A 13,012-nucleotide genomic window follows, 5' to 3' on the forward strand; every position below is an offset into this window, starting at 1 on the left:
GCGATGGCGCACCGTTTCCGGCATGCGACGTACGTTCATGCTTGTCTTGTTGCTGGTGAGCGCGTGCTCGGCCGTTCCGTCCGGGGCCGCGGCGCTGCCGTGGCCCGCCGAAGGGCAGGCGGCGGTCGAGGTCGACGGCCTGGGCAGCCTGGGCGCCACCGGCGACCGCGAACCGGTGCCCATCGCCAGCCTCACCAAGGTCATGACCGCCTACGTGATCCTGCGCCGCCACCCGCTCCGGCCCGGCGACGACGGCCCGCCGATCACGGTGGACCGCACCGCCGCCGAGGAGGCGTACGCGCCGCAGGAGTCGACCGTCCCGGTCCGCGAAGGTCAGACGATCCGGCTGCGACGGCTGCTGGAGCTGATGCTGGTGCCCTCGGGCAACAACGCGGCCCGCCTCCTGGCCCGTCATGACTCCGGCTCCGAGGCGCGGTTCGTCCAGCGGATGAACGCCGCCGCCCGCCGCCTGGGCATGGCCGACACCACCTACACGGGCGCCAGCGGCAACGAGGACACCACCGTCAGCACCGCCACCGACCAGCTCAAACTCGCCCGGGCGGCGATGCGCGACCCGGCGTTCCGCGCGATCGTGGCGTCACCGGGCACGGCCGTCCCCGGCGACGCCCGCACGCTGCCCAGCACCAACACGCTGCTCGGCAGGCACGGCGTCATCGGCGTCAAGACCGGCTCCGGCACCGCCGCCGGAGGCAACCTCATGTGGGCCTCCCGGGTACGGGGCCGCCTGGTGCTCGGCGTCATCCTCGGCCAGGCGGCCGGCACCAACCCGGTCGCGGCCAAGGCCGCGGCCCTGGAGGCGGGCAGCCGGATGACGGCGGCGGTCGAGCAGCACCTCACCCGGTCACGCTGAGCCGTATGCCGCACCAGGTGACGCAGGCCCGCTTGCAGGGCCCGGCGGCCGCTTGCAGGGCTCCGCCGGCCCGCCTGTAGGCCCCGCCGGTCAGCTTGTGGCCCCGCCGCAGCACCCCCGCAGTGGCACGCCCTGCCGCGCTTCCTCCGGTCACACTGAGCCGTAAGGCGCCGGGCGGCGGCGCCGGCCCGCCCGCCTCCGGCACCGCAGCGGCGGGCCCCGCACGAGCTCCAGCGCCCGGTCCGCCGGGCTCGGCGCCCTTGTCGTGTCCCGGTAGGGCCCGCCTCCCGGTGCTCCCGCAGCTCGATCATGCGGGTTGGCTCCAGGCCCTCAGTACGAGGAGTCACCCGGGGAGACGAGGCCGGTCTCGTACGCGAGCACGACGGCCTGGGCACGGTCACGCAGGCCGAGCTTGGTGAAGATGCGGCCGACATGGGTCTTGACGGTCGACTCGCTCAGCGTGAGCACACCGGCCAGCTCCGCGTTGGACAGACCCTGCCCGACGAGCGTCAGCACCTCGAGCTCCCGGGGTGTCAGGGCGGCGAGGTCACGGTGCGGGGCGGGCGCGCGGGCCGGCTGACGGTCACCGGCGGCGAACCGCTCCACCAGCCGCCGGGTGATCGACGGCGCCAGAAGGGCGTCACCGGTGCCGACCAGGCGCACCGCGGCGGCCAGATGCTCGGCGGTCACGTCCTTGAGCAGGAAGCCGCTCGCGCCGAGCTGAAGAGCGGCGTAGACGTACCGGTCTAGGTCGAACGTGGTCAGCATGATCACCCGGCAGCCGGGGAGCTCCCGCAGGATGTGACCGGCGGCTTCGAGCCCGTCCATGGTGGGCATGCGGATATCCATCAGGACGACGTCGGGACGCAGCTCCCGCGCGGCGGCGACCGCTTCGGCCCCGTCGGCCGCCTCCCCGGCCACGGGGATGCCCCGGGTGGTGAGGATCAGCCGGAACCCGCTGCGCACCAGAGCCTGATCGTCGGCGATGAGCACCCGGGGCTCTTCGTACGCCGTCATGTGCCGTCCAGCGGGATGCGAGCCCGGACGCGATAGCCGCCGCCCAGCCGTCTCCTGGCGTCGAGATCGCCACCGTAGACGGCGACCCGCTCCCGCAACCCGAGCAACCCGCGCCCAGCCCCCTCCTGGCGACCAGCTTCTCGGTACCGGCCGACCCCTTCCTGATGGCCGGCCCCCTCCTGGCGACCAGCTTTTCGGTCCTGGCCGCCCCCTCCCTGACGGTCGACCCCTTCCTGATGGCCGGCCCCTTCCTGATGGCCGGCCCCTTCCTGATGGCCGGCCCCGGACGGTCGATCGGCGGAGGTCAGCACGCTGGGCCCGGTGTTGAGAACCTCCACCCGCAGCGAACGGTCGGCGTATCGCACCGTGACCTGCGCCGTCACGCCGCTGCCGTGCTTGAGCGCGTTGGTGAGCGCCTCCTGCACGATCCGGTACGCGGTGACGTCGATCCCGGCCGGCAGCGGCCGCGGCTCCCCCGAGATCCGCACGTCGACGGGCAGCCCGGCGAAGGCGATCCGGTCGATCAGCGGCCCTAACCGGCTCAGGCTCGGCTGCGGCGCCAGGTCGCCCCCGTACGGCTCGTCGCCCCCGTACGGTTCGTCGTCGCCGCTCTGCGACGACGCGAGCACCCCCAGCAGGTGGCGCAGCTCGGTCATCGCGTCGCGCCCGGCTCCCTCAACAGCCTTCAACGCGGCCTCCGCCTCACCCGGCATCGTCGGCAGCACCTCGCGGGCGGCGGCCGCCTGCACCACCATGAGGCTGACGTTGTGGCTGACGATGTCGTGCAGCTCCCGGGCGATGCGGGCGCGCTCGGCGTCGACGGCGGTGCGGGCGGCGCTCTCACGCTCGCGCTCCAGCAGCCAGCCGCGCTCCTCCAGCGCCTTACGGTGCAGGCGGCGCGCCCTCACCAGCGCCACGGCCAGCCCCGAGGCGACGGCGCAGACCACCCCCAGCGCGACGTACGACCACACGCCACCACTCTCCCAGACGCCCCCGCGGCCCGCATCAGTCTCCGGACCGATCCCGTACGCCCCCGGTACGACCCCACCGCCGTCCGACCATCCGCACGCCCCGGACACGACGCGCATCAGCCCCGCACGCCCCGGACACGACGAGCACCCGCCCTCCCAGGCCCGTCCACGCCCTCAAGCACTCGCCCGCCCAGGCCCGTCCCGTACGCGCTTGAGCACTCGCCCGCCCAGCCCATCCCGTACGCCCCCGGTACGACATGGCCGGGCGAGATCGGTCTCCGGACCGATGTGGGCCGATCAAGTGCTGGCCTAGCGTGCTGCGCGTGAGCCTAGAAGACATCGTGCGGCTGGACGGCGTGCACAAGGACTACGGCGAGACCGCGGCGCTGGACGGCGTGTCCCTGCGCATCGGCGCGGGCGAGGCCGTCGCGGTGATGGGCCCGTCGGGGTGCGGCAAGTCGACCCTGCTCAACCTGATCGCGGGCCTGGACCGCCCGACCGGCGGCTCGGTCGTGGTCGCGGGGCAGGATCTGAGCCGATTGGACGAGACGGGGCTGGCGCTGTTCCGGCGGCGGCACATCGGGATGATCTTCCAGTTCTTCAACCTGGTCGACGACCTGCCGGCGCTGGACAACGTGGCACTGCCGGCCCAGCTCACCGGCATCCCGGCCCGCCAGGCGCGACGGCGTGCGCTGGAGCTGCTGGACGAGCTCGGCATCGCGGGCCGCAAGGACGCCTACCCCGCGGTGCTCAGCGGCGGCGAACGCCAGCGGGTCGCGGTGGCACGCGCCCTGATGAACCGCCCGGCGCTGCTCCTGGCCGACGAGCCGACCGGCGCGCTCGACAGCCGCTTCGGCGAACAGGTGATGGACCTGCTCATCGACCTCAACCAGATCGGCCAGACCCTGCTGCTCGTCACCCACGACCCCCACCTGGCCACCCGCTGCGCCACCCGCCTCATCGAGCTCGCCGACGGCCGGGTGGCCCGCGAAAACACCCTGGAGCACACCGAATGAGCACATCGAGCGTGCACCATGCCTGCGGGACCGGGATGCGCAGCACCGAAGCGAGCATGCCGGGACGTGCGCAGTGACCCCCACCCCAGGCCCCCCTGAACCCCCAGCCGAGCCGCCATCCGAGCACCCCAGCGGGCACCCCACAGCCCCGCCGTCCGAGCACCCCGCCGGGCAACCTGCCGGGCACCCCTCAGCCCCGCCGCCTGAGTACCTCGCCGGACACCCCACCGAACTCCCCTCCCGGCACCTCACAGAATCCCCCTCCGAGTACCCCGCCAGGCACCAGTCCGGACACTCCACCAAGCGCCCGTCCGAGCGCCCGTCCGGACATCAAGGCGGGCGGCAGGCGGAAGCCGGAGCCGAGACTGGGGCAGGGGCAGAGGTAGAGGCCGGAGCGCGAGCCGGGGCTGCGGCCGGAGCCGGGGCTGGAGCTGGAGTTGTGGCCCGGGCTGGAGCCCAGGCGCGAGCTGGGGCAGGGGTCGGAGCCCGAGCCGGAGCTGGGGCTGGGGCCGCGGCCGCGGCCGGGGCGGAGGCAGGGGCCCAAGCCCGGCCTCGGACCGGGGTTGGGGCCGCGGCCGGAGCCGGGGCGGGGGCGGTGTGGCGGGTGGCGCGGGCGGCGGTGCGGCGGCGGAGGCTGCAGACGGTCATCACCGGCCTGGTCGTCCTGTGCGGCACCACGACGATCATGCTCACCCTGGGCCTGCTCGACGCCGCCACCTCCCCGTTCGACCGGGCGTTCGCCGGGCAGCGCGGCGCCCACGTGGTCGCCTCCTTCGACGCGGCCAAGGTGTCGAAGGAGGCGCTGGCGGCCACCGCCGGGCGGCCCGGTGTCGAGGCTGCGGCGGGCCCGTTCGACCAGGTCGTCGCCGAGTTCCCCAGGACCACCGACATCCCCGAGGCGGAGGGCCCGCTCAAGCTGGTGGGCCGGGCCGATCCGGGCGGCCCGGTGGATCTCGTCCATCCGCTGCACGGGCGCTGGGCCACCGCGCCCGGCGAGATCGTGCTCAATCTGCGCGACGCCGACGGCCTGCTCCGCCCCGGCATGCTGGGGGCGCGGCTCCGCGCGCCGGGGCTGCCGCCGTTGACGGTCGTCGGGGTCGCCTCCGGCATGAGCCAGTCGGCCGACGCCTGGGTCACGCCCGCCCAGGCCGCCGCGCTGCGCCCGACCGGCGTGCAGATGCTCTACCGCTTCACCGGCGACACCTCCACCGAGCAGGCCGTACGCGCCGGGCTCGACGCGGCCACCGCCGGGCTGCCCGCAGGCGCGCTGACGGTCGCGCAGTCCCATCTGTCGCTGCGTCGCGCCTTCTCCAGCGCCGCCAACGCCTATCTGCCGCTGATGACGCTGTTCGGCGTGCTCGGCCTGCTGGTCGCCGTCCTCATGGTGGCCAACGTGGTCAGTGGCGCCGTCGTGTCGGGCTCGCGCCACATCGGCGTGCTGAAGGCCATCGGGTTCACCCCCAACCAGGTGGTCGCCGTCTACCTGGCGATGGTGTCGCTGCCGGGCGCCGCCGGGTGCGTCGCGGGCACGCTGCTGGGCAACGCACTGGCCGGGCCCGTGCTGGACACCGCCTTCCAGGGGGTCGAGCGCGGCAGCGCCGGCATCGGGATCAGCCCGTGGGTGTCCGCCGTCTGCCTCGCCGGCATGCCGCTCGTCGTCGTACTGGCCGCGCTGGTGCCGGCGCTGCGCGCGCACCGGCTGCCGGCCGCGCGGGCGATCAGCGCGGGCGGCGCGGGCAGCGCGCCGCTACGGGGCCGCGGGCTGCGCGTCCAGCGGCTGCTCGGCGGCACCCGGCTGCCCCGCGCCGTCAGCCTGGGCCTGGGTCAGCCGTTCGCCCGGCCGGGCCGGACCGCGATGACGATGGCGGCGATCGTCCTCGGGGTCGTCACCGTCACCCTCACCACCGGCCTGACCAGCACGATGGTGGCCTTCGCCGAGGCGGACGCCGGCACGGCCCCGCGGGTCGGCGTGCGGGCGGGCCAGCCGGCGTTCCAGCAGGTGGCGCCCAAGCTCGACGACGAGCGGATCGAGGCGCTGCTGCGGTCGCTGCCGGGCGCGTCGCGCGTGACGGCGAAGGTGTTCGTCGACGTGCACCTGACCGGGCACGCGCAGCGCAGCGCGGTGAACTTCCAGCGCGGCGACCCACCGGCGATGTCCACCCAGATCGTCGAGGGACGCTGGCCGGCCGCGCCCGGCGAGATCGCCGCCCCGCCGGCGTTCCTGGCGCAGCGCGGCCTGGCCGTCGGCGACCGGATCACGCTGGAGCTCGACGGCAGACGGGTCCCCGCCGCCATCGTCGGCCAGATCATGAACGGCGACCCGCGCTTCCTCTGGTCCACCTGGGAGACCCTGACCGCGCTCGCCCCGGGCACCGGCGCCGACCACTACGAGGTGCTGCTCACCCCAGGGGCCGACGCCGACGCCTACGCCGCCGCGGTCAGGGCGGCCGACCCCGGCCTCCACCCGTCCGTCGCCCGCCCCGACACCCGCGCCACCGCGACCGTCGTCGCGGTCGCCTCCGTCTTCACCACGCTGCTGATCGTCGTGGCGTCGCTCGGCGTGTTCAACACCGTCCTGCTCAACGCCCGCGAACGCCGCCGCGACCTGGGCATGCTCAAGTCCATCGGGATGACGCCACGCCAGGTCACGATCATGATGGTGACGTCGATGGCGGCGCTGGGCATGGCCGGCGGCCTGCTCGGCATCCCCGGCGGGATCGCCGCGCACCGCCTGATCGTCGACAACGTCGGCACCGTCGTGTTCCCCGAGGCCATGAAGAACGTCTGGGAGGCGCCGCAGCTCGCAGGGGCGGCGCTGTCGGGCGTGGTGATCGCCGTCCTCGGCGCCCTGCTCCCCGCCCGCTCGGCAGCCCGCCAGACGATCGCCACCGTCCTGCACAACGAGTGACCGCAGTGATCAGGAAAAGACGGCCCACTCGCGCCTGCGCGCCGAGCGGCCCCCTGCGCAACATCGGCATCGGCGCGTTCGGTGCGGGGCGAGCCGCAGAAGCCCGTGCGGCAGGGGCCGCCCCCGCCGGGGAGGTCGCTTCACGTGTACGGGTGCGTACGACGTGCGGCTTCCCAGGCGCGGGACCGCGTCGTCGAGCCGGCCGGGTGGTCGCCCTATGCGGTCTTGCCGGGTTCGGGGAGTGGTGGCGGCGCGGCGAGGGCGCGCAGGAGGGTGGTGTGGAACGCGCGGGTGGCTTCGGCTCCGGGCAGGCGGCCTGCGGCGGTCTCCTCGGCGGCGGCGTGGGCGAGCTTGATGGTGACGGTGGCCAGCCAGGCGGCCGGGAGGCGGTCGTCGAATTCGCCGCTGTCCTGGCCGCGCCGGATGACCCGCAGGAGGCGGTCGCTGATGAGGGTGTGGCGTTCGTGGTCGTCCTGCGGGGGCACGGCCACGGAGCTGATCTTCTCCAGCAGGGCGGGATAGCGCCCGGCGGTCTCGGCGCCGGCGTCGAGCAGACGCAGCAGCGCGGCGGCGGCCGGGCCGGTGTCGGGGCCGGTCGCGTCCATGGCGGCGGCGGTCTCTTCGGTGAGCCGGTCGACGACGGCCGCGAGCAGCCGGTCCCGGTTGGGGAAGTGGGCGTAGACGGTCTGGCGGGTGACGCCGGCGGCCGTGGCGATGGCTTCGACGCTGACGTCGGGCCGGGTGCCGAGCAGGCGCACCGCGGCGTCCAGGACGGCGGCCCGGCTGCGCTGGGCGTCGGCACGGCGGTTCGGATTCATCTCTTACACCTTGTCAAAATTGTCGGGCCACACATATCTTACAGCGCGTAAGAGATCGTACCGTTGGCGAAGGAAGACCGTGATCACCACCGATCCCGCGCAGTTCATCACCGACTTCTACTCCTCCTTTCACGACGACCTCGTCTCCACCGACGAGGACGCGGCCGTGATCGTGGACCGCTATCACACGCCGGACGTCGTCCAGTACGCCGACGGCAACCGCATGGACCGCGGCAAGCTCATCGCGCACACCCGCCCGGTCCGCAAGAACCGGCCCACCAGCCGCATCGAGGTGCACGACGCGCTGGCCGACGGCGACCGGCTCGCCGCCCGCTACACCCTGTACGTGCACAACCGCGGCAAGGACCTGGCCATCGAGGTCCACTTCTTCGGCCGGTTCGCGCCTGACGGCCGTCTGCGCGAGGGCAACTCCTTCACCCGCACCGTCAAGGAGTCCGCATGATCACCGGCACGTACACCGTGGCCGGGATGGCGTGCGGGCACTGCGCGGACGCCGTCACCGAGGAGGTGGAGCGCGTCGCCGGGGTCACCGCCGTCGCCGTGGACGTGGAGCACGACACGATGACCGTGACCAGCGACCGCCCCCTGGACGTCGAGGAGGTGCGCGCCGCCGTCGAGGAGGCCGGCTACGAGCTCCTGAACACCGAGGTCCAGCAGCAGACGCCCGGAAAGGCGCACCCGCAGTGACCGGCCGGGACGTACGGCACCGACCTGCACCCGGCGGCCCTGACCCGGCGGCCCTGACCCGGCGGCCCTGGCACAGCGGCCCTGGCACAGCGGCCCTGGCGCAGCGCGCCTGACACAATGGCGTGAATGGTCACCCGTGTCCTCATCGCCGACGACCAGAGCGGCATCCGTGAAGCGTTCCGGCTGATCCTCGACGCCCAGCCCGACATCACCGTGGTGGCCGAGGCCGCCGACGGGCTGGCCGCCATCGAGACCGCCAGGGCGATCGGGCCGGACGTGGTGCTCGCCGACATCCGCATGCCGGGCGCCGACGGCATCGAGGTGGCCCGCGCCCTGTCGGGCACCGGCGTGCACGTGGTGATCGTGACGACGTTCGGGCTGGACGAGTACGTGCACGCGGCGCTGCGGCACGGGGCCTCCGGCTTCGTGCTCAAACGCTCCGGGCCCGCGCTGCTCGTGGAGGCGGTGCGGGCCGCGGTGAACGGCGACATGCTGATCAGCCCGCAGCTCACCGTACGGCTGCTGCGCGAGCGCGCGCTGCCCCGGGAGGCGACGGCCGTCGTCCTCACCGAGCGGGAGGACGAGATCGTCGCCCTGGTCGCCCAGGGCAGGACGAACGGGGAGATCGCCGCCGAGCTGTTCCTGTCGCCGGGCACCGTCAAGAACCACATCGCGGCCATCCAGCGCAAGGTGGGCGCGCGCAACCGGGTGGCGATCGCCGCCTGGGCCTGGGCCAACGGCCGCGTCACCGACCTGTAGGCCGCCCCCGCCGCACAGGTGACCCCGGCGCACCGCGCCCCGCGCCCCGTACCCCGGCACCCCGTACCCCGGCACCCCGCACCCCCGCACCCCCGCACCCCCGCACCCCCGCACCCCGGGCGCCGCCCCCCGCGCCCCGGGCGCCGGGCGCCGCCCGGCGGCGGGCCGCCTACGATCGACTCCATGAGGCACATCGTGCGCTATGCCCGGAATGGCGAGATCCGAGCCGGAGTTCAGACCGGCGACACCGTGCACCCTCTCCCGCTTCCCCTCCCCGAACTTCTCCGCCTCCCCCTCGACGACCTGCGCGACCTCGTCACCACCGCCGCCGACAGCACGCCCCGGGAGCCCGCCCCGGACACCCCCCTCGCCCCCGTCGACGGCCGCATGGAGGTCTGGGCCGCCGGGGTCACCTACCGCCGCTCCCGCCAGGCCCGCGTCACCGAGAGCGAGGCCGACGCCGACGTCTACGAGCGCGTCTACGACGCCGAACGCCCGGAACTGTTCTTCAAGTCCACCGCCTGGCGCGTCGTCGGCCCCGGCGGCACGATCGCCGTCCGCCAGGACTCCGTCATCGACGTCCCCGAACCGGAGCTGGCCCTCGTCGTCAACGCCCACGGCGAGATCGCCGGCTACACCGTCTGCGACGACGTCAGCTCCCGCACGATCGAGGGCGCCAACCCCCTCTATCTGCCCCAGGCCAAGGTCTACCTGGGCGCCTGCGCCCTCGGCCCCGCGATCCGCCCCGCCTGGGAGGTCCCGGACCCGTACGCGCTGCCGATCAGCATGCGCATCCACCGGGACGGCGCCCTCACCTGGTCAGGCGAGGCTTCCACGGCGGAGCTGCACCGCCGCCTCGACGACCTGGTCACGCACCTGTTCGCGGCCGACGTGCACCCCGACGGCGTCGTGCTGGCCACCGGCACCTGCCTCGTCCCCGACCTGCCGTTCACGCTGGCCACCGGCGACACGGTCCACATCGAGATCGGCGAGGTCGGCGCCCTCACCACCGGCGTCGTGCGCGGCAGGCCGCCCCTGCCCTAACCGATCGGCTGTTCCGTCCAGATCGTCTTGCCCTCGGGCGTGTAGCGGCTCCCCCACCGCGCCGCCAGCTGCGCCACCAGGAACAGCCCCCGCCCGCCCTCGTCGACCTCGCGCGCCCGCCGCAACCGCGGCTGGGTGCTGCTAGGGTCCGACACCTCGCACACCAGCACCCGCCGGTCGCGGATGAGCCGCAGGCCCACCGGCTCACCCGCGTGCATGATCGCGTTCGTCACCAGCTCGCTCACGATCAGCTCCGTCGTGAACGCGAGCGCGTCCAGCCCCCACAGCGACAACTGCTCGTTGGCCACCATCCGCGCCTGCGCGACGATCGACGGATCCGCCCGGAACTCCCACGACGCCATGTCCCCCTCCGGCACCCCATGTGTGCGCGCCAGCAGCAGCGTCACGTCGTCGGCGCGCGACTCCGGCGACAGCTCCGTCATCAAGCGGTCACTGATCTCCCGCAGCGAGCCGTCCGGCCGGCACAGCCCGTCCAGCCGCCGCCGCAGCGAGTCCATCCCCCCGTCCAGGTCGTGGTCGTCGGCGTCCACCAGCCCGTTCGTGTAAAGCGCCAGTACCGCCCCGTCCGGCAGCGTCACCTCCACCGGCTCGAACGGCATGCCGCCCACCCCCAGCGGCGGCCCCGGCATCATCTCCACGAAGGCCGCGGGCCCGCCGGGCGGCACCACCACCGGCGGCGGATGCCCCGCGCTGGCCATCACGCACCGCCGCGTGACCGGGTCGAACACCGCGTACAGGCACGTGGCCTCCATCACGTCCACGCGTTCCAGATCGGACTCCTCGGCCAGCCGCACCACCAGGTCGTCCATGTGGGCCAGCAGCTCGTCCGGGGACAGGTCCAGGTCCGCCAGCGCCTGGATCGCCGTACGCAGCCTCGCCATCGCCGCCGTCGCTCGCAGCCCGTGCCCCACCACGTCGCCCACCACGAACGCCACCCGCAACGACGACTGCGGGATCACGTCGAACCAGTCACCCCCCACCCCCGAAGCCCCGCCCGCCGGCACGTACGCCCCCGCCGTCTCCGCCGCCGTCAGCGACGCCGGCACCTGCGGCAGCAGGCTCCGCTGCAACGTCACCGCCGCGCGGTGCTCCTGCGCGTAGCGCCGCGCGTTGTCCAGCCCGAGCGCCGCCCGTGAGCCGATCTCCGCCAGCAGCCGCGTGTCCTCGTCGTCGAACGGGTCCGAGCCCGCCGCCCGCCACAGCGTCACCGCGCCCAGCAGCATCCCCCGGGCGCGCAACGGCGCGCACAGCATCGCCCGCGCGTTCTCCGGCACCAGCAGCCGCACCAGCTCCGGCCGGTCCCCCAGCAGCCGCACGGCCTCCTCGGCGGTCAGCGACAGCAGCGACTGCCCGAGCCAGAACTCCTGCATCTCCCGCAGTTCGGGAATCGACGGCAGCTCCCACCCCGCCCGGGCCGTCCCCTCCGGCCACGGCCCGCTCACCGCGCACCGGTGGAACCGCAGCGCCACGCCCGGCTGCATCGGCGACGGCTCCTCGCCGTTCAGCACCGCCATCGACAGGTCCACCGCCGCCAGGTCCGCCAGGCCCGGCACCAGCACGCCCGCCAGGTCCTCGGCCGTCCCCACCACGTCCAGCGACGCGCCGATGCTCGCCGCCGACCGGTACAGCAGCTCCAGCCGCCGCCCCGGGTCCTCGGAGCCCACCTCGGCGAACACCACCAGCACGCCCGTCGGCTCCCCGTGGTCCTCCATCCGGAAGGCCGACATCGACACCCATCGCTCGTCGCCGCCGGGCTCGCGCGGCCGGATGACCTGCCACCAGTCCACCACCGGCTCGCCCGTGGCCAGCACCTCGCGCAAGCGCCGCTCGGCCTCCTTCGCCGCGGGCGCCGCCATCAGGTCCCGCAGCCCGCTGCCCTCGGGCAGCGCCAGCCCGCTGCGACCCTCCGCGAACCGGCCGGTGTCGACGACCCGCAGGTCCCGTCCCAGCATCTCGATCCACACGGATGTCGTTCCCACGGGCCACCTCCCCTGTTCCGCCCCCTTCCCGGCGGTCCGGGCAAGAGCCGTCACGCAGGGCAATGATTCAGCAGATCTCTGCTGGTGCGTTCGGTGTGGGTTGCGAAGTTTGTGCCCTGGATGATGTGGACGATTCCCCTGCCTTTACCGCGTAGATCACTGGTAGGCGAAATACACGTCGTCCAGATCGCCGTGGAACTGGTCGGTCTGCCGGTCGTCCCGCGACGGGTCCACCCGTTTGCCGCCGACCGTCGGCGCCCCCCTCGGCCGGATCGCGCCCAGCCTCCCTGTCGCGTACACCGGCGCCACGACCGGCGCCCCGCTCCCCCGGTCGAGCACCCGCAGCTCGAACAGCACCGGTGACACCCGCGCGCACCGCAGCACGTACGAGCGCCCCACCGGCAGCCGCAGCGTCGCCGGGCGCAGCAGCACCACGCCCGTGCCGTCCGACCACCGGCAGGCGGGCACTCCCCCGTCCACCTGCAGCTTCCACTGCGCGTGCCCGGGCCCGGCCAGGCCGTGCTGCCACACGTTCATCCCGGCGGCCCGCGAGGGCTCGGCCGTCAGCCGGACGGCGGCCCCGAACGCGAACGGGCCCGGCCCGCCGAGCTCGCCAAGCCCGTCCGGCACGCGCGGCACGATGATCGCCTGCGCGCACGGCGGCGCGAGGCAGGAGCCGGCCGGAAAACGCAGGAACCGCCCGCCCGGCGACAGGACCCGCCCGCCGCCGGAGGACAGCACGTCGCCGTGCCGCGCGTGGCGCGTGCTGTCGGCGACCAGCACGGGCGAGATCATCGCGCCCGCGTAACGCAGTTCGGCGGCGCGGCCCACCCCTGACGGGCCGGCCGCCGCCGCCGTCACGGCGAGCGCCGTGACGGCCTGGAGAACGCGTGCCATGAC

12 protein-coding genes are annotated in these 13,012 nt (G+C 74.3%); 7 read left to right on the forward strand and 5 right to left on the reverse strand.

Annotation, left to right across the window (positions count from 1 at the left end):
- The first annotated feature begins 37 nt into the window (after positions 1-37).
- Positions 38-871, forward strand: coding sequence for a D-alanyl-D-alanine carboxypeptidase family protein (locus ACWDXC_RS19600; RefSeq protein ID WP_449983752.1), 834 nt, complete (start codon positions 38-40; stop codon positions 869-871).
- A gap of 330 nt (positions 872-1,201) precedes the next feature.
- On the opposite strand, the gene ACWDXC_RS19605 is transcribed toward ACWDXC_RS19600, so the two are convergent.
- Both ACWDXC_RS19605 and ACWDXC_RS19610 read right to left on the reverse strand, forming a co-directional pair.
- The gene (locus ACWDXC_RS19605; protein WP_219508626.1) at positions 1,202-1,888 is read right to left on the reverse strand and encodes a response regulator; all 687 of its coding nucleotides are present in this window, start codon (positions 1,886-1,888) and stop codon (positions 1,202-1,204) included.
- Positions 1,885-2,859 (reverse strand): sensor histidine kinase, encoded by a 975-nt coding sequence (locus ACWDXC_RS19610; RefSeq protein WP_449983756.1) that lies wholly within the window; start codon positions 2,857-2,859, stop codon positions 1,885-1,887. The genes ACWDXC_RS19605 and ACWDXC_RS19610 overlap by 4 nt, the downstream gene beginning before the upstream one ends.
- A gap of 323 nt (positions 2,860-3,182) precedes the next feature.
- Here ACWDXC_RS19610 and ACWDXC_RS19615 point away from each other — a divergent pair, with 323 nt between their 5' ends.
- Both ACWDXC_RS19615 and ACWDXC_RS19620 read left to right on the forward strand, forming a co-directional pair.
- Complete coding sequence (locus ACWDXC_RS19615; protein WP_449983759.1) at positions 3,183-3,875, forward strand: ABC transporter ATP-binding protein; 693 nt, start codon at positions 3,183-3,185, stop codon at positions 3,873-3,875.
- A 604-nt stretch (positions 3,876-4,479) separates the two neighbouring features.
- Complete coding sequence (locus tag ACWDXC_RS19620; protein WP_449983762.1) at positions 4,480-6,783, forward strand: FtsX-like permease family protein; 2,304 nt, start codon at positions 4,480-4,482, stop codon at positions 6,781-6,783.
- 215 nt (positions 6,784-6,998) lie between these two features.
- Here ACWDXC_RS19620 and ACWDXC_RS19625 read toward each other — a convergent pair whose 3' ends face one another.
- Positions 6,999-7,601 carry a TetR/AcrR family transcriptional regulator gene (locus ACWDXC_RS19625; protein WP_449983765.1) on the reverse strand — a complete coding sequence of 201 codons (603 nt, stop codon included), beginning with the start codon at positions 7,599-7,601 and terminating at the stop codon, positions 6,999-7,001.
- A gap of 79 nt (positions 7,602-7,680) precedes the next feature.
- Between ACWDXC_RS19625 and ACWDXC_RS19630 the strand changes: the two genes are divergently transcribed.
- The 4 genes from ACWDXC_RS19630 to ACWDXC_RS19645 all read left to right on the forward strand — a co-directional run bounded on the left by ACWDXC_RS19630 (position 7,681) and on the right by ACWDXC_RS19645 (position 10,112).
- Complete coding sequence (locus ACWDXC_RS19630; RefSeq protein ID WP_308125923.1) at positions 7,681-8,064, forward strand: nuclear transport factor 2 family protein; 384 nt, start codon at positions 7,681-7,683, stop codon at positions 8,062-8,064.
- Positions 8,061-8,309 (forward strand): heavy-metal-associated domain-containing protein, encoded by a 249-nt coding sequence (locus tag ACWDXC_RS19635; protein ID WP_449983769.1) that lies wholly within the window; start codon positions 8,061-8,063, stop codon positions 8,307-8,309. Before ACWDXC_RS19630 ends, ACWDXC_RS19635 begins: the two co-directional genes overlap by 4 nt.
- Before the next feature lie 126 nt (positions 8,310-8,435).
- A complete protein-coding gene (locus ACWDXC_RS19640) occupies positions 8,436-9,068 on the forward strand; it encodes a response regulator (RefSeq protein WP_219508619.1) in 633 nt (210 codons plus the stop codon).
- A gap of 183 nt (positions 9,069-9,251) precedes the next feature.
- A complete protein-coding gene (locus tag ACWDXC_RS19645; RefSeq protein WP_449983774.1) occupies positions 9,252-10,112 on the forward strand; it encodes a fumarylacetoacetate hydrolase family protein in 861 nt (286 codons plus the stop codon).
- Here ACWDXC_RS19645 and ACWDXC_RS19650 read toward each other — a convergent pair.
- Positions 10,109-12,112 carry a SpoIIE family protein phosphatase gene (locus ACWDXC_RS19650; RefSeq protein ID WP_449983777.1) on the reverse strand — a complete coding sequence of 668 codons (2,004 nt, stop codon included), beginning with the start codon at positions 12,110-12,112 and terminating at the stop codon, positions 10,109-10,111. The two genes, ACWDXC_RS19645 and ACWDXC_RS19650, sit on opposite strands and share 4 nt — an antisense overlap.
- Positions 12,113-12,268: 156 nt before the next feature.
- Positions 12,269-13,009 carry a hypothetical protein gene (locus ACWDXC_RS19655; RefSeq protein WP_449983779.1) on the reverse strand — a complete coding sequence of 247 codons (741 nt, stop codon included), beginning with the start codon at positions 13,007-13,009 and terminating at the stop codon, positions 12,269-12,271.
- Between the last annotated feature and the right edge of the window lie 3 nt (positions 13,010-13,012).

This window comes from Nonomuraea sp. NPDC003214 (assembly GCF_053590035.1).

Excerpts from the sequence above, each read along its gene's own strand:
- ACWDXC_RS19600 (WP_449983752.1), top strand. The coding sequence starts at position 38 with ATGCTTGTCTTGTTGCTGGTGAGCGCGTGCTCGGCCGTTCCGTCCGGG.
- ACWDXC_RS19605 (WP_219508626.1), bottom strand. The coding sequence starts at position 1,888 with ATGACGGCGTACGAAGAGCCCCGGGTGCTCATCGCCGACGATCAGGCT.
- ACWDXC_RS19625 (WP_449983765.1), bottom strand. The coding sequence starts at position 7,601 with ATGAATCCGAACCGCCGTGCCGACGCCCAGCGCAGCCGGGCCGCCGTC.
- ACWDXC_RS19635 (WP_449983769.1), top strand. The coding sequence starts at position 8,061 with ATGATCACCGGCACGTACACCGTGGCCGGGATGGCGTGCGGGCACTGC.
- ACWDXC_RS19640 (WP_219508619.1), top strand. The coding sequence starts at position 8,436 with ATGGTCACCCGTGTCCTCATCGCCGACGACCAGAGCGGCATCCGTGAA.
- ACWDXC_RS19645 (WP_449983774.1), top strand. The coding sequence starts at position 9,252 with ATGAGGCACATCGTGCGCTATGCCCGGAATGGCGAGATCCGAGCCGGA.
- ACWDXC_RS19655 (WP_449983779.1), bottom strand. The coding sequence starts at position 13,009 with ATGGCACGCGTTCTCCAGGCCGTCACGGCGCTCGCCGTGACGGCGGCG.